We start from the raw sequence: 16,161 nt of genomic DNA, 5'->3' as shown, positions 1-16,161 counted from the left end.
GGATGCCGGGAAGCTCCCGGTGCACAGGCATATTGAGGGCATGCCGGGTGCGGCCGGTTGAACCACGGCCCAGCCAGTTTAATGAAGGATCCCGAGCTGTCCAGCCTTGTAAAGGGTCAATCTTTCTCGGATCCACTATGGATTTCGTAGGTTCCCTTGGCCTTGCGGTCGTAGGAGGGTTCCGCTTCGGCGCCCTCGCCGGGCGGACGTCCCCGCTCACCGGCGGGCCCCTCGTCGAGCAGCACGCCGGCCGCCGCACGGTGCGAGTGCCCCTCGGCGCTCTCCCCCACGCGGTCGCAGGCGTCCGCCAGCCGCACCAGCAGCGCGGCCTCCAGCCTGGTGTCGCCCGCGCGCTGCGCGGCGGCCAGCGCCTGGCGGCAGGTGCGCAGCGATTCGTGCGGCCGGCCCGCGTACTCCTGGACCCTGGCGACCTCGCTCAGGGCGCGCGCGTGCCCCTGCGGATTCCGCAGCCTGCGGTGCGCGGCGGCCGCCGCCTTCCACTCGCGCAGCGCCTCGCCGAACCGGCCCGCGTACGTGTGCACCGCGCCGAGCCTGCCGTGCAGCCGGGCCGCCGCCTCCCGCTCGCGGTGCGCGAGGCGCAGGGTGAGCGCCCTGCCGTACCAGTCGGCCGCGCGCGCCCAGTCGGACAGCTCCGCGTAGGTACCGCCGATGGATTCCAAGGCGCGGCCGGTCGCCGGACCGTCCCTGCCGTCGGCGCGGGAGGCGTCCAGGGCGGCGCGGTAGCGGGTCAGCGCCTGCTCCAGGCGGCCCGAACCGGCGTCCAGGTCGCCGAGGTTGAGCAGCGCGGCCGCTCCCTCGCGGGGCAGGCCGACGCGCTCGGCCACGTCCAGCACCAGCTCGTGCAGCCGGTACAGCTCGGGGGCCGACTCCTGGGGGCTGCGGTGCGCGTCGAAGGCGCGGGCCAGCGCCGAGATCAGCCGCCTGGCCAGGGTGTCGAGCTGCCCGTCGACCTCGCCGACGGCGAGCCGCGCGCAGGCCAGCAGCGCGGGGCGGCGGGCCTCCAGCCAGCCGCGGGCCGCCGCGGCGTCGGTGAAGCGCAGCGCGCGCGGCATGCCCTCCAGGCGCTTGCGGGCCGGGGAGCCGTGCGGCTCGGTGACCGCGCGGCACGCCTGGAGCTGGCGCACCGTGCGCTCCAGCATCCGCGCGCGGGCGAGCAGCACCTCGCCGGGCTTCTCGCGCTGCTCCAGCCGCTCGCGGAGCAACGGGTCGAGGCAGCGCGGCAGTTCGTACTGCTCGGGCCCCGTGGTGCGCTGCAGCAGGCCGAGGCCCACGAAGTCCTCCAGGGTGCTGCGGGCCGCGGCGACCGAGCAGCCCGCGAGGGCCGAGGAGGTGTGCGGGTCGACGGCGCCGACCGGCGCGAGCGTGAGCAGCCGCAGCATCCGCGCGGCGGCGGGCGCGAGCGAGTCGTGCACCAGCCGGAAGACGCGGCGCAGCGGGTCGGGTTCGTCCGGCGCCGCGAGCTGCTTGGCGGCGTCGGCGACCGAGAGCTTGGGGCGCGCGGCGAGCCAGCCGCCCGCCATGGCCAGCGCGGCGGGCAGGTCGCCGCAGACCTCGGCGAGCGCCTCGGCGCTGCGCGGGTCGACGGTGGCGCGCGGCGCCTTCCCGGCCCGGCTGCCCAGCAGTTGCACGGCGGCCGCGCGGTCGAGTCCGCCGATGGCGCAGGGCCGTACGTCGTTGGCGCCGGTCAGCGGCCCTTCGCCGACGGCCACCACGAGGCAGTCGCGGCTGTCGGGGAGCAGGTCGAGGAGCTGTTCGGCGCGGGCGATGTCGTCGAGGAGCAGCAGCACCTTGCGCGCGCCCAGCGCGCCCCGCACCGTCTCCAGGAGCTCGTCCTCGTCGGCTCCGGCCGGCGCGGGCTCGGCGCCCAGCGAGGCGAGCAGATCGCGCGCGGTGCGCTCCACGGGAACGGGTGCGCCGCCGGGGTCGGTCAGCCGCACCCTGAGCACTCCGCCGGGATAGTCGTCCGCGTGCCGCCGCACGAACTCCTCGGCCAGCGCGGTGCGTCCGGAGCCCGGGCGTCCGGCGATGAGCAGCACCCTGCTGTGCGGTGAGGGGCGTCCGGAGAGTGTGCCGAGCCCGGCCCTGCCGATCTCGGCGTGCAGCTCCCGGAGTTCGCGATCACGTCCCACGAAGCCGCCGGGGGGTGCTTCCTGCGCCGCCGCGGGACCCGGCCCCGCCGGCCGCGCCGCCTGATCCGTCACGGGCCACGCTCCCGTCCACTGCGCCTGCGCAAACGCTGTCGAGACTAGTTCACCTCGCGCACGCACCCGGTGGACCCGCGCCCCGGAACCGGCCCGAAAATCACCACATCGGCCGCACGCACTGCTCCGTACGGAGTCCTGCGGGAGCCGCGTCCGGCGTCCTGCGGGAGCCGGCGGCCGGTGCCCCGCAGGAGCCACACGGAAGGGGCCACGCCGCGCCTCCGCGGCATGGCCCCTTCCGCCACACGGCCCGTGCCCGTGACCCGCTCAGCCCTCGAAGGGACGCGCGGGCCACGGCGCGTCGGCGGGGCGCAGCGCGTCCACGCCGTCGCCCTGCAGCACGGCGGACAGCGCGAGCGCGCCCACCGCGAGGCAGTTGTTGTGCAGCTCACCGGCCAGCACGCCGCGTACGAGGTCGGGCAGCGGGACACGGGCGTGCTCCATGTCCGCCTCCTCCTCGGAGACCTCGAAGCGCTCGCCCTCGGCCTCCGACAGATCCCGCGCGAGGAAGATCCGTACGGCCTCGTCGCAGCCGCCCGGCGTGGGGTAGAGGTCCACCAGCACGCGCCAGTCCTCGGCCTTGACGTGCGCCTCCTCGTACAGCTCGCGCTCGGCGGCGTGCAGCGGGTTCTCCCCGGGGACGTCGAGCAGTCCCGCGGGGATCTCCCACAGCTTCTCGCGCACCGGGTGCCGGTACTGGCTGAGCACCAGCACACGGCCCTCGGTGTCCAGCGCGAGGACCGCGACGGAACCGGGGTGCACCTGGTAGTCGCGGCGGGCCACCGTGCCGTCGGGCATCACGACGTCGTCCGTGCGCATCGCCGTCTTGGCGCCCTGGAACGGGAGCGAGGTCGCGGTGACCTTCCACTCCTGCGGGACGTCGGTGATGTGCGCCGTGCGCCGGTCGTCCCGACCGTGCTGGTCCTGCTGGTCGTGCTGGCTCATAGGGTGCGTTCAGCCCTCTCCGTCGGCCGCCTTCTCCTCGGCCCCATTGTCCTGCTGGGCCTGGCCGTCCCGCTCGGCCCGGCCCGCCTGCGGGCCGGTCTTGCGCTCGACGGCGGCCTTGACCAGGCCGGCGAAGAGCGGGTGCGGGCGGGTCGGGCGGGACTTGAGCTCCGGGTGCGCCTGGGTGGCGACCAGGTAGGGGTGCACCTCGCGCGGGTACTCCACGAACTCGACCAGCTTGTTGTCCGGGGAGGTGCCGGAGAAGACCAGTCCGGCCTTCTTCTCCAGCTCGCCGCGGTAGGAGTTGTTGACCTCGTACCGGTGGCGGTGGCGCTCCTCGACGTAGGGCTCGTTGTCGTAGACCTCGCGGACGATGGAGCCCTCGGCGAGCTTGGCCGGGTACAGACCCAGGCGCATGGTGCCGCCCATGTCGCCCTCGCCGGCGACGATGTCGAGCTGCTCCTCCATGGTGGAGATCACCGGGTGGCCGGTGGCCTGGTCGAACTCGGTGGAGTTGGCGTCCTGGATGCCCAGCAGATTGCGCGCGGCCTCGACCACGATGCACTGCAGGCCCAAGCACAGGCCGAGCAGCGGCACGCCGTTCTCCCGCGCGTAGGTGATCGCGCCGAGCTTGCCGTCCACGCCGCGCTCGCCGAAGCCGCCCGGGATGCAGACCGCGTCGCAGTCGCCGAGCTGCCGCTTGGCGCCCTCGGGCGTGCGGCAGTCGTCCGAGGTGACCCACTTGATGTGGACCTTGGCGTTGTTGGCGAAGCCGCCCGCGCGCAGGGCCTCGGTCACCGAGAGGTACGCGTCGGGCAGGTCGATGTACTTGCCGACCAGCGCGACCTTCACCTCGTGGTCCGGCTGGTGCACCCGGCGCAGCAGGTCGTCCCACTGCTTCCAGTCCACGTCGCGGAAGGGCAGGTCCAGGCGGCGCACGACGTACGCGTCCAGGCCCTCGGAGTGCACGACCTTCGGGATGTCGTAGATGGAGGGCGCGTCCTTGCAGGCCACGACCGCGTTGTCGTCCACGTCGCACATCAGCGAGATCTTCCGCTTGATGTCCAGCGGGACCTCGCGGTCGGCGCGCAGCACGATGGCGTCCGGCTGGATGCCGATGTTGCGCAGCGCGGCCACCGAGTGCTGGGTGGGCTTGGTCTTCAGCTCGCCGGAGGGGCCGATGTACGGGAGCAGCGAGACGTGCACGAAGAAGACGTTGTCCCGGCCGACCTCGTGCCGCACCTGGCGGACGGCCTCCAGGAAGGGCAGCGACTCGATGTCGCCGACCGTGCCGCCGACCTCGGTGATGACGACGTCCACGTCATCGCTGGCCAGGCGCCGGATGCGGTGCTTGATCTCGTTGGTGATGTGCGGGATGACCTGGACGGTGTCGCCCAGGTACTCGCCGCGCCGCTCCTTGGCGATCACCGAGGAGTAGACCTGGCCCGTGGTCACGTTCGCCGAGGCGTCGAGGTTGACGTCGAGGAAGCGCTCGTAGTGCCCGATGTCCAGGTCGGTCTCGGCGCCGTCGTCGGTGACGAACACCTCGCCGTGCTGGAAGGGGTTCATCGTGCCCGGGTCGACGTTCAGATAGGGGTCGAGCTTCTGCATGGTGACCCGCAGGCCCCGGGCCTTGAGAAGTGCCCCCAGGCTGGAGGCGGTGAGCCCCTTCCCGAGAGAGGAGGCGACACCCCCAGTGACGAAGAGGTGCTTGGTCGTCATGGTTTTGGGCGGCATGGCCAAGAGGGGGCTCCCGTGGTCGCGTGGTGGGGTGCGCACCGGCACACCTGTCATCAGCGTCGAAGGTGATGTGGAGTGCGGTCGTCGCTGCGGTCGGGGGGCCGTCGCCTCGATTTCCCGAGTACGTGTGCCCACCGGTCCACGGGCCACCAGGGTATCAGCGACCTCGGCCGTTCGGGCCGCGCGGCCTGCCCGATATGACCGGCACCACGCCGGATGACGGGCGCGCGGGCCGCGCGCCGGGGGCACCCGGACCACAACTCCCGTCCGGCGCGGGCCTGTCGGCTCGCCGAACGGACTCCCGCAAAGGTGGTGGTGGGTCCTACGGTGACGGTGTGGCCCCGACAACTCCGCTGCGCCTCCACAAGCTCACCCCATCGGCGCAGTCCGGCTGTCGCGACCACGGGGCGTGTTTGATCACGCCGTCGTATCCTGCTCGGACCCTTTTCAGGGCAGGACTGAATTCCGCAGGTCATAGCGCACGTCCCGCGGGGCGTAGCCGTAGTTCGACTGGAGATGCACGTGGCTGGGCGCATCGAGGATTACGCACTCATCGGGGACATGCAGACCGCAGCCCTCATCAGCCGGGACGGTTCGGCGGACTGGTTGTGCCTGCCCCGCTTCGACTCCCATGCGGTGTTCGCCGGGCTGCTCGGCACGGAGGAACACGGCTTCTGGAGGCTGGGGCCCGCGCACGCCACCGGGGGCGAGCCGCCGCCGGCCGACCGCCGCAGGTACCGCGGGGACTCCCTGGTCCTCGAATCGGAGTGGGACACCCCGCGCGGCACCGTCCGGGTCATCGACTTCATGCCGCCGCGCGAGGACCACGCGCCGCAGCTCGTGCGGATCGTGGAGGGCGTCTCGGGGCGCGTTCCCATCCGCTCCTCGCTGCGGATGCGCTTCTCGTACGGCTGGGTGGTGCCCTGGGTGCACAAGGAGGACGGGCGTACGGCGGCCGTCGCCGGGCCCGACTCGGTGTGGCTGGACACCGAGGCCCCCACCTACGGCAAGGACCTGACCACCTACTCCGACTTCACGGTGGGGCCCGGCGACCGCGTCGCGCTGACCATCAGCTGGCAGGCCTCGCACAAGGACCCGCCGCCGCTGCCCGACCCGGAGGCGTCGCTGACCGCGACGGAGAGCTTCTGGCGCGAGTGGGTGGAGCACTGCACGTACCACGGCCCGTATCGGGAGGCCGTGGTCCGTTCCCTCATCACGCTGAAGGCGCTGACGTACGCGCCGACCGGCGGGATCGTGGCGGCGCCCACCACCTCGCTCCCCGAGGACATCGGCGGCGTGCGGAACTGGGACTACCGCTTCACCTGGCTCAGGGACGCCGCGATCACCCTGTCCTCGCTGCTGCGCACCGGCTACCACGAGGAGGCCAGGGCCTGGCGCGAGTGGCTGCTGCGTGCCGTCGCGGGCGATCCGGAGAACCTCCAGATCATGTACGGCATCGCCGGTGAACGGGAGCTGAGCGAGGCCGAGTTGAGCTGGCTCCCCGGGTACGAGGGCTCGACGCCCGTACGCATCGGGAACGGCGCGGCAGGGCAGCTCCAGCTCGACGTGTACGGGGAGGTCACCGAGGCCCTGCACCTCGCGCACATGACGGGGCTCGCGCGGAACGACTACGCGCAGCTCCTCCAGCTCAAGCTCATCGACTACCTGGAGCAGCACTGGGACGAGCCGGACGAGGGCATCTGGGAGGTGCGGGGGCCGCGGCGGCACTTCGTGCACTCCAAGGTGATGGCCTGGGTCGCGGTGGACCGCACGGTGAAGCTCATCGAGACCGGCGAGGTGGACGGACCGCTGGAGCGCTGGCAGGAGCTGCGCGACACGATCCACCGCGAGGTGTGCGAGAAGGGGTACGACAAGGAGCGGAACACCTTCACGCAGTCGTACGGCTCGAAGGAGCTGGACGCCTCGCTGCTGCTGATCCCGCAGATGGGCTTCCTGCCGCCGGACGACAAGCGCGTGATCGGCACCGTGGAGGCCATCCAGCGCGAACTGTCCACCGAGGACGGCTTCGTGATGCGCTATCCGACCTCCTCCGAGGAGGGCGCCGGGGTGGACGGCCTGGAGGGCGAGGAGGGCGCGTTCCTGGCGTGCTCGTTCTGGCTGGCCGACGACCTGGCGATGATCGGGCGCGTGGAGGAGGCGCGGAAGCTGTTCGAGAAGCTCCTGTCGCTCCGCAACGACCTCGGCCTGCTCGCCGAGGAGTGGGACCCCGTCGACCAGCGCCAGGTGGGCAACTTCCCCCAGGCGTTCAGCCACGTGCCGCTGATCGACACGGCGCTGCGGCTGACGGCTTCGGGGGCGTACGGGGGTTGAGCGGCTGAGCCTGCCGCGGGGCGGCAGCGCGGCGCCCCCGGCGCGGGGGTCTCAGCGCTGCGGCCGCGCTCTCGGTGGCCCGCGGTGTCACTCCGTCAGTTCGTCGTAGACGCTCAGGACCTGGGTCAGGGTGTCGTCCTCTGTGGGCCACTGTCCCGTGCGGGCCCTGCCAGCACGGGACAGCGTCTCGCGGCGCGAGGGGTCGGCGAGGAGTGAGCCGACCGCGGTGGAGAGGGCGTCGGGGTCGGCGTGCGGGATGAGTTCCGCGGCGCCGCCGACCAGTTCGGGTGTGCCGCCCACGGCGGTGGCGACCAGGGGGATGCCGCGGTGCAGCGCCTCCTGGGCGAAGAGCGAGCGGCTCTCCCAGGCGGACGAGAGCAGCGCGACGTCGGCGCCGGCGAGCAGGTCGAAGGCGTCGTCGCGGCGGCCCAGCAGCCGCGCGGGCAGCGCCTCCTCGTCGATGCGCCGCTGGAGCGCGGCGCGCTCGCCGCCCTCCCCCGCGATGGCCAGCAGCGGCGGCGGGTCCATGGCGCGCCAGCCGCGCGCGGCGGTGAGGGCTGCTCCGTACGCGTGGTGCGCGTCCAGGCGGCCGACGGAGAACACCAACGGGCGGTCCACCGCGCCCACTTCGGCGCGGGCCTTGTGCCGCAGCCGCTCCGCGCGCTCCTCGTCCCGCTCGGCCCCCGGCCGCTCCCCCGCGGCGCGCGCCGTGGCCACCGGGGACAGCCGCGCGTCCCTGGCACCGCGCGTGCGCGCCCGCTCCACGAGGTCGGCCGTGGCACCCAGGAGTACGTCGCAGGAGCGGGCGACGCGGCGTTCCAGCAGCGCGCCCAGGCGCTCGCGCACCCCGCCGCCGCGGGCCGTGCCGCGGCCGTGCCAGGTGACGACCAGCGGGACGCGGCGGCGCCTGCCACCCAGGGCGAGCCCGGCGAGCAGTCCGGCCCGCAGCCCGTGCGCGTGCACCAGGTCGGCGTCGGCGCAGGCGCGGCGCAGCGCGGCGACCGCCTCCGGCTCGGTACGCGCGGGAGCGGAAGCGAATCCGGCGCCGTCCGCGGCGAACCCCGCGCGCTGCTCCGGATCGAGCGGCCCGCACACGGTGACCCGCAGCCCGCGCGCCACCAACCCGGCCGACAGCGACCGCACATGGGCGACCGTGCTCGCGCTCGGGGTGTCCGTACCGGCGATGACCTGCACGGCGTGCGGCAGCGCGCGGCCGACGGACGGCGGAGGCGACGGCGACGGTGTCGGGCGGCGGCTCACTGCTGGTCGAACTCCTGGCGGGACGGGCGGCGGGCAGGCGCGGCGCGGGCGGTGCCCATGGGGCGGATGGTACGGGCCGTGCCAGTGCGGCCCCGCAGGCCCGGTGGCCCGGCGGAGTGCGGCGGCACGTGCACGGGCCAGCATGACAGCCGCCGCGGGGCACGCCCGTACGGCACGTCCCCGGAACGGCGCTGTATCACGGCGCGCGGTCCACCCGTATCACTCACCCGGGGGACAACGACGAACTGCCGCCTGGGGCACGCCCGTACGGAATCCGAGGCGTACGGAGCCGTCGCGGAAGAAACCACGGCGCGCGCACCCGTCCGCGCTGTGCCGCTCAGGACGCCGCGCGGGCCGCCTCCAGCAGTTCCTCGGCGTGGGCACGCGCGAGGCTGGAGTCCTCCTGGCCCGCGAGCATCCGGGAGAGCTCGCGCACCCGGTCCTCGCCCTCCATGGCCTGCACGCCGCTGCGCGTGACCGAGCCCTCGTGGGTCTTCTCGACCACCAGGTGCCGGTCGGCGAACGCGGCCACCTGCGGCAGGTGCGTGACGACCACGACCTGCGCCGACCTGGCGAGGCGCGCCAGCCGCCTGCCGACCTCGACCGCCGCCTTGCCGCCGACGCCCGCGTCGACCTCGTCGAAGAGGTACGTCGGCACCGGGTCGGCGCCCGCGAACACCACCTCCACGGCGAGCATCACGCGGGACAGCTCACCGCCCGAGGCGCCCTTGGCGATGGGGCGGGGCTGGGCGCCAGGGTGCGGGGCGAGCAGCAGCTCGACCTCGTCGGTGCCGTACGGGCCGTACGCCAGGGTGCGGCCGCCCACCTCGACGCCGTCACCGTCGGCCGCCTCGGTGTGCTTGAGCTCGAAGGAGACCCGCGCGTGCGGCATCGCCAGCTCGGCCAGCTCCTCGGTCACGGCGTCGGCGAACCGCTTCGCCGCGTCCTCCCGCGCCTGGGTCAACTGCCCGGCCAGGGTGCCGAGTTCGGCGCGCAGCTCGTCGCGCTCGGCCGTCAGCTCGCCGATCCGCTCGTCGTCGCCGTCCAGCTCCAGGAGCCGGGCCGCACCGCGTTCGGCCCAGGTCAGGACGGCAGCGGCGCCGTCCTGCGCGGCCTCGCCCTCGCCGGCTTCGTCGGCCCCGTACTTGCGGATGAGCTGGCTCAGGGTCGCGCGGCGCTCCTCCACCGCGGCGAGGCGCAGCGGGTCGGCGTCCAGGTTGTCCGCATAACCGGCGAGTTCGCCCGCCACGTCGGAGAGCAGGATGGACACCTCGCCGAGCCGGTCGGCCAGTCCGGCGAGCTGCGGGTCGTGCTGCCGCACCGCCTCCAGCGCCCGGTGCGCGCCGCCGACCAGGGTGGAGGCGTCCACGCCCTCGGGGTCGGCGGGGTCTCCGGCCAGGGCGCCGTGCGCGGCGCTGGCGGCGGAGGCCAGGGCCTCGGCGTGGCCCAGCTTCTCGGCCTCGGCGGCGAGTTCGGCGTCCTCGCCCGCCTGGGGCTCGGCCGCGGCGATCTCCTCCAGGCCGAAGCGGAGCATGTCCGCCTCCTGCGCGCGCTCCCTCGCCCGGGTGGTGATCTCCTCCAGCTCGCGGGCGACGGCGCGCAGCCGCTGATAGGCGGTGGTGTACGCGGCGAGCGGCGCGGACACGGCCTCGCCCGCGTACCGGTCGAGCGCCTGGCGCTGGCGCGCGGGCCGCAACAGGCCCTGCTGGTCGGTCTGTCCGTGCACCGCGACCAGCTCGTCGCTGAGCTCGGAGAGCAGGCCGACGGGGGCGGAGCGCCCGCCCACATGGGCGCGGGAGCGGCCCTCGGCCGAGACGGTGCGGCTGAGCAGCAGGGCGTCCTCGTCGAGTTCGGCGCCGGCCTCGACGGCGCGCAGCGCGGCGGGCGAGTCGGGCGGGAGCACCACCCGGCCCTCGACGACCGCCGCCTTCGCGCCGACCCGTACCAGCGCGGCGTCGGCCCGGCCGCCGAGCAGCAGGCCGAGGCTGGTGACGACCATGGTCTTGCCGGCGCCGGTCTCGCCGGTCACCGCGGTGAAGCCGGGGGACAGCTCGACGACGGCGTCATCGATCACGCCCAGGGCTCTGATCCGCATCTCCTCCAACACGGGTACGACCATACGAGGTGCGGAGGGTGTGTCCCCACCCCTGGTCCCGGTGAGCGCGGGATCGCGGCAGCGCACGGAGCCCCGCGCGGTGCCGCGGGGAACCGGGGTGACGCCGGGGACAGGACCGCGTGACGCCGGGGACGCGGTCCTGGACGCGGGGAGCCGCACCGCGCGCGGCGGCCCGGCGCGCGCCCGCCTCTGCACCGGATCGGCACAGCACCGGCACATCGGCGGGACGCGACGGGCGCGAACCGGCACGGGATTCGCGCACCGTGTTCGATGCCGGAGGAGTCGGAGACGCCGGATGAGGGGTCCGTCGTACGGGGAAGGGCTCAGCTCTCGGGGGCGCCGCGCCAGCCCGCCACCGGGAGCGCGAACTTGGCGACCAGCCGGTCCGTGAACGACGCGTGGTGCAGCCGCGCCAGCCGCACCGGCACCGCGCCGCGCCGCACCTCGACCCGTGCGCCCGCCGGGAGTTCGGCGCTGCGCCGCCCGTCGCACCAGATGATCCCGTTCGGGGTCTCCTGCTGGACCTCCACGGCGAGCACCGAGTCGGGCGCCGTCAGCAGCGGCTTGGCGAACAGCGCGTGCGCGCTGATCGGCACCATCAGCAGGGCCTCCACCTCGGGCCACACCACGGGTCCCCCGGCGGAGAACGCGTACGCCGTCGAGCCGGTCGGGGTCGCGCACACCACGCCGTCGCAGCCAAAGCGGGAGACGGGACGCCCGTCGACCTCGGTGACGACCTCCAGCATCCGCTCGCGGGACGCCTTCTCCACGGACGCCTCGTTCATGGCCCAGCCGCGGTGCACCACGTGGCCGTCGTTGCGCACCAGGACGTCGAGGGTCATCCGCTCCTCGACCTCGTAGTCCTGGGTGACGACGCGGTCCACGACCTTGTCCAGGTCGTCGCGCTCGGCCTCGGCGAGGAAGCCGATGCGGCCGAGGTTCACGCCCAGCATCGGCACACCGGAGGCGCGCGCGAACTCGGCGCCGCGCAGCAGCGTCCCGTCGCCGCCGAGCACCACCAGCAGCTCGCAGCCCTCGGCCGCGTCGGGGGTGGCGGCGACGGTGCGCACGCTGTCGGGGAGCGGGAGGTCCACGGCCTCCTCGTCCAGCACGCGCACGCCGATGCCGCAGCGCAGCAGGCCCTGCACGACGAGTTCGGCGCTGCGTACGGCGGCGCGGCGGCCGGTGTGCGCGAGCAGGAAGACGGTGCGGTCGCCCGGCTCACGGTTGCCTGTGGTGGTCACTTGGGGCCCTCCGCCACTGCTCGCTCGACATCCGCCGGGTCGAGGTCGGGCGCCCCGGCGCGCAGCCACAGAAAGTACTCGACATTGCCCGAGGGTCCCGGCAGCGGGCTCGCGGTCACGCCGAGCGCGCCGAGCCCCAGGCCCCTGCCCTGCTCGGCGACCGCGCGCACCGCCTCGGCGCGAAGCTGCGCGCTGCGCACCACGCCGCCGCTGCCGAGCCGCTCCTTGCCCACCTCGAACTGCGGCTTCACCATCAGTACGAGGTCGGCCCCGGGCGCCGCGCAGCGGACCAGCGCGGGGAGCACCAGGCCGAGCGGGATGAAGGAGAGGTCGCCGACGACGAGGTCGACGGGGTCGCCGATGTCCTCCAGGGCCAGCTCGCGTACGTTCGTACGGTCCTTGACGGTGACCCGGTCGTCGCTCTGCAGCGACCAGGCGAGCTGCCCGTAGCCGACGTCGACGGCGACGACGTGGCCCGCGCCCGCGCGCAGCAGTACGTCGGTGAAGCCGCCGGTCGAGGCGCCCGCGTCGAGCGCGCGGCGGCCCTCCACGGCGAGGCCGAGCGGCGCGAACGCCTCCAGCGCTCCGGCGAGTTTGTGTCCGCCGCGCGAGACGTAGTCGGGGTCGTCGCTGTCCTCGCGTACGACGAGCGCTGCGCTGGTCTCCACCTGCGTGGCGGACTTGGTGGCGGGGTTGCCGCCGACCGTCACCCGCCCTGCGGCGATGAGCTGTCCGGCGTGCTCGCGGGAGCGGGCCAGCTTACGGCGCACCAGCTCGGCGTCGAGTCGGCGTCGTGCCACGGTTCTTCAACTCCGGGGGGATGGACGGTCCAGGCCGGCCAGCGATTCGCGCAGGCCGCGGTGAACATCTTCGTACACCTCGAGGTGGCCCGGCACAGCGAGGTGGTCGACGTCCCGCAACCGCCGCAGCACGGCGTCCACGTCCCCGTGCCCGGTGTCCTGCACCCCGACCCCGAGCGGCCGCGGCCCGCCCGCGTCCTCCGGCTCCCCCTGGGCCTCCCCGTCGACGGCCTCGACGCCCTCGGCGGACTCGTCCGCGTCCGGCGGCAGCTCCTCACTCATGCGTGAAACGCTACCGCGCCACGACGGAACACCACGCGCTCCGCTGCGGCGGCACGAAGGCTGCGCTCCGCTGCGGCGGCGCAGAAATGTACTCCGCCGCAGCGGAAGGCGACCACGGACCAGGTGGCCGGCGGTCGTCAGCGGGCGGCAGCTACCCGCGGGACGACGAGAGGCGTCTCCGACTCCGGGTCCGGGATCACGCGGCAGGGCAGGCCGAAGACCTCCTCCACGAGCTCGGCGGTCACCACCTCGCCCGGCGCTCCCTCGGCGATCACCGCGCCGTCCCGCATCGCGATGAGGTGGGTCGCGTACCGCGCCGCCTGGTTCAGGTCGTGCAGCACCGCGACCAGCGTGCGCCCCTGCTCCCTGTGCAGCCGCGCGCACAGGTCGAGGACCTCCATCTGGTGCGCGATGTCGAGGTACGTGGTCGGCTCGTCCAACAGCAGCAGCGGGGTCTGCTGCGCGAGCGCCATCGCGATCCACACCCGCTGCCGCTGGCCCCCGGAGAGCTCGTCCACGAAGCGGTCGCCCAGCGCCTCGATGCCGGTGGCCTCCATCGACTCCCGTACGATTCGCTCGTCCTCCTCGGACCACTGCCGCAGCAGGCCCTGGTGCGGGTAGCGGCCGCGCGCCACCAGGTCGGCGACCGTGATCCCGTCGGGCGCGACCGAGGACTGCGGGAGCAGCCCCAGGGTGCGGGCCAGCTTCTTCGCGGGCAGGCCGCCGATGTCGGCGCCGTCCAGCAGCACCGAGCCCTTCTTGGGCTTGAGCATCCGCGAAAGGGCCCGCAGCAGCGTGGACTTGCCGCACGCGTTCGGCCCGACGACCACCGTGAAGGAGTTGTCGGGAACGGCGACGTCCAGCCCCTCGGAGATGGTCCGCTGGTCGTACGCGAGGGTCAGCCCCTCGCCGGTCAGCCGGGCCCCCGCGGCCTCTTCCCGCATGTTCCGCTCCGTCGTCGAATCGGTCGCTGCCGTAGTCGTACTCGCGCTCGTGCTCGTAGTCGCGCTCGTGCTCGTCGAGGTGCTCATATCCGTCCCGCCCTGCGCTCGGTGGCCAGCAGCCACACCAGATAACCGCCGCCCAGCACGCCGGTGATGACGCCCACGGGCAGCTCGTGCCCGCCGAACAGCCGCTGCCCCGCGAGGTCGGCCGCGACCAGCAGCGCCGAGCCCATGCACATCGAGCTCAGCAGATTGGGGCCTGGCGCCCTGGTCAGCCGCCTGGCGAGCTGCGGCGCGGTGAGCGCCACGAAGGCCACGGGGCCCGCGGCCGCCGCGGCGAGCGAGACCAGCAGCACCGCGGAGGCGAGCAGCGTGACCCGCACCCGCTCGACCCGTACGCCCAGCGCGTACGCGGCGTCGTCCCCCATCTCCATCATCCGCAGCCCCCGCGCGCAGCCCAGCAGCACGACGGGGACCAGCACCGCCATCACGGCGAGCAGCGGGACCGCGTTGCTCCAGCTCCGCCCGTTGAGGCTGCCGGTCATCCACAGCACGGCCTCGGAGGCCTCGGTGAGCTGGGCGCGGGTGAGCAGATAGCCGTTCACGCCGGTGAGGATCGCGGCCATGCCGATGCCGACGAGTACGAGGCGGTAGCCGTGCACCCCCTGGCGCCAGGCCAGCCCGTACACCAGCAGCCCGGTCACGATGCCGCCGATCACCGCGCCCCCGGCGAGCGCGGTCGCGCCGCCGCCCGCGACGGTCAGCCCGACCAGCGCGCCCGTGGTGGCGCCGTTGGTGAAGCCCAGCACGTCGGGGCTGCCGAGCGGGTTGCGCACGACGGCCTGGAAGATCGCGCCGCCGAGCGCGAGGGCCGCGCCGACCAGCAGCGCGGTCACCACCCTGGGCAGCCGCAGCTCGTTGATCACGGTCAGGTCGTACGGGTTGCCCTGACCCGTCAGGGTGCGCACGACGTCGCCGGGCGACATCGGGTACTCGCCGCTGCCGATCGCGTACACCCCGGCGACCAGGGCGACCAGGAGGCAGGCAGCGCCCGCGGCCACCGCGCGCGGGCGGAAGGCCACCGAGAGTCCTCCGGCGGCTCGGGTACGTATGACACTCACGCCTTGGCCACCCTCCGACGGCGCACGAAGTACAGGAAGAACGGGCCGCCCAGCACCGCCGTGACGATGCCGACCTGGAGCTCCGAGGGCCGCCCGAGCACCCGCCCGAGCACGTCGGCGCCGAGCATCAGCGACGGCGCGAGCACCGCGCAGTACGGCAGCATCCACCGCATGTCGGGCCCGGTCAGCGAGCGCACCATGTGCGGCACCATCAGCCCCACGAACACGATCGGGCCGCAGGCCGCGGTGGCCGCGCCGCACAGCAGGGTGACGGCGGCGATGGAAGCGGCCCTGGTCAGCGCGGGGCGCGAGCCCAGGGCCCGGGCCGCGTCGTCGCCGAGCGCCAGCGCGTTCAGTGGCCGGGCGAGCGCGAAGGCCACCAGCAGCCCAGCGGCGACGAAGGGGAGCGCCTTCCACACGGTGTCGAGCTGCGCGCGTGCCAGCGAGCCGACCGTCCAGAACCGCATCTTGTCCAGCGACGCCGTGTCCATGAGCTGCACGGCGTTGACGTACGAGGTGAGCGCCGCGTTCAGCGCCGTGCCGGCGAGGGCGAGCCGCACCGGGGTCGCGGAGCGGCCGCCGCCCACCGCGTACACCAGCACGGAGACGACGGCGGCGCCGACGAAGGCGAAGGCGATGTAGCCGTTGTAACTGGCCACACCGAAGAAGGAGATGGCGGTGACGACGGCGGCAGCGGCGCCCGCGTTGATCCCCAGCAGCCCGGGGTCGGCGAGCGGATTGCGGGTCAGCGCCTGCATCACGCCGCCGGCGAGGCCGAGCGCCACTCCGGCCAGCAGCCCGAGCAGGGTGCGCGGCATGCGCATGTCGTGCACGACGGTGTAGGCGGAGGAACCGCTGTCCACGAGGCCCTGCCAGGCCTCGGCGAAGGTGAGCTGGCGGGCGCCGACGGCGAGGCTCAGGACGCAGACGAGCAGCAGGAGGGCCAGCGCGGCGAGCAGCCCGGCGGCGCGCAGCGCGTAGCGGCCGCGCCCGGCGCCCGCGCCCGGAGGCCCGTCGGAGGAGGAAGCACGCTCCTGCCGCTCGGCCGCCGAACCCCCTTCTGCCTGTGGGGACTTGATGAGAGTCACGTACCGGCTCCGATGGGGGCCGGGGGAACGGAATGCCCCGGCCACTGGACAACAACGACTTTGGTTAG

Annotated in this window: 12 protein-coding genes; 1 reads left to right on the top strand and 11 read right to left on the bottom strand. The window is 74.1% G+C overall.

Translation table 11 applies throughout. The features are described from left to right. Positions 1-116: 116 nt before the first annotated feature. The 3 genes from ABEE00_RS31520 to ABEE00_RS31510 all read right to left on the bottom strand — a co-directional run bounded on the left by ABEE00_RS31520 (position 117) and on the right by ABEE00_RS31510 (position 4,904). Complete coding sequence (locus ABEE00_RS31520; RefSeq protein ID WP_345749177.1) at positions 117-2,222, bottom strand: tetratricopeptide repeat protein; 2,106 nt, start codon at positions 2,220-2,222, stop codon at positions 117-119. Positions 2,223-2,489: 267 nt separating this feature from the next. Continuing rightward, complete coding sequence (locus tag ABEE00_RS31515; protein ID WP_345749176.1) at positions 2,490-3,167, bottom strand: NUDIX hydrolase; 678 nt, start codon at positions 3,165-3,167, stop codon at positions 2,490-2,492. A 9-nt stretch (positions 3,168-3,176) separates the two neighbouring features. Next, positions 3,177-4,904 carry a CTP synthase gene (locus ABEE00_RS31510; RefSeq protein ID WP_345749175.1) on the bottom strand — a complete coding sequence of 576 codons (1,728 nt, stop codon included), beginning with the start codon at positions 4,902-4,904 and terminating at the stop codon, positions 3,177-3,179. A gap of 519 nt (positions 4,905-5,423) precedes the next feature. Here ABEE00_RS31510 and ABEE00_RS31505 point away from each other — a divergent pair. Next, the gene (locus ABEE00_RS31505; RefSeq protein WP_345749174.1) at positions 5,424-7,238 is read left to right on the top strand and encodes a glycoside hydrolase family 15 protein; all 1,815 of its coding nucleotides are present in this window, start codon (positions 5,424-5,426) and stop codon (positions 7,236-7,238) included. Positions 7,239-7,325: 87 nt separating this feature from the next. Here ABEE00_RS31505 and ABEE00_RS31500 read toward each other — a convergent pair whose 3' ends face one another. From ABEE00_RS31500 to ABEE00_RS31465, 8 genes are all read right to left on the bottom strand, one after another. Then, positions 7,326-8,498 carry a glycosyltransferase family 4 protein gene (locus ABEE00_RS31500; protein WP_345749173.1) on the bottom strand — a complete coding sequence of 391 codons (1,173 nt, stop codon included), beginning with the start codon at positions 8,496-8,498 and terminating at the stop codon, positions 7,326-7,328. A 337-nt stretch (positions 8,499-8,835) separates the two neighbouring features. Continuing rightward, positions 8,836-10,617 (bottom strand): DNA repair protein RecN, encoded by a 1,782-nt coding sequence (recN, locus tag ABEE00_RS31495; RefSeq protein ID WP_345749172.1) that lies wholly within the window; start codon positions 10,615-10,617, stop codon positions 8,836-8,838. A 320-nt stretch (positions 10,618-10,937) separates the two neighbouring features. After that, positions 10,938-11,858: an NAD kinase gene (locus tag ABEE00_RS31490; protein ID WP_345749171.1), complete on the bottom strand. Its 921-nt coding sequence runs from the start codon at positions 11,856-11,858 to the stop codon at positions 10,938-10,940. Continuing rightward, the gene (locus tag ABEE00_RS31485) at positions 11,855-12,658 is read right to left on the bottom strand and encodes a TlyA family RNA methyltransferase (protein WP_345749170.1); all 804 of its coding nucleotides are present in this window, start codon (positions 12,656-12,658) and stop codon (positions 11,855-11,857) included. The genes ABEE00_RS31490 and ABEE00_RS31485 overlap by 4 nt, the downstream gene beginning before the upstream one ends. Positions 12,659-12,664: 6 nt before the next feature. Then, positions 12,665-12,940: a hypothetical protein gene (locus tag ABEE00_RS31480; protein ID WP_345749169.1), complete on the bottom strand. Its 276-nt coding sequence runs from the start codon at positions 12,938-12,940 to the stop codon at positions 12,665-12,667. A 137-nt stretch (positions 12,941-13,077) separates the two neighbouring features. Continuing rightward, positions 13,078-13,884 (bottom strand): ABC transporter ATP-binding protein, encoded by an 807-nt coding sequence (locus ABEE00_RS31475; protein WP_345749168.1) that lies wholly within the window; start codon positions 13,882-13,884, stop codon positions 13,078-13,080. Between the two features lie 83 nt (positions 13,885-13,967). Next, a complete protein-coding gene (locus ABEE00_RS31470) occupies positions 13,968-15,005 on the bottom strand; it encodes a FecCD family ABC transporter permease (RefSeq protein ID WP_451918706.1) in 1,038 nt (345 codons plus the stop codon). Beyond that, complete coding sequence (locus ABEE00_RS31465; RefSeq protein ID WP_345749167.1) at positions 15,002-16,093, bottom strand: FecCD family ABC transporter permease; 1,092 nt, start codon at positions 16,091-16,093, stop codon at positions 15,002-15,004. Before ABEE00_RS31465 ends, ABEE00_RS31470 begins: the two co-directional genes overlap by 4 nt. Positions 16,094-16,161: the final 68 nt, after the last annotated feature.

This window comes from Streptomyces odontomachicola, assembly GCF_039605595.1.
Classification (GTDB): domain Bacteria; phylum Actinomycetota; class Actinomycetes; order Streptomycetales; family Streptomycetaceae; genus Streptomyces.
The sequence above is the reverse complement of the archived record's forward strand: the minus strand, read 5'-3'. Positions and strand labels throughout refer to the sequence as shown.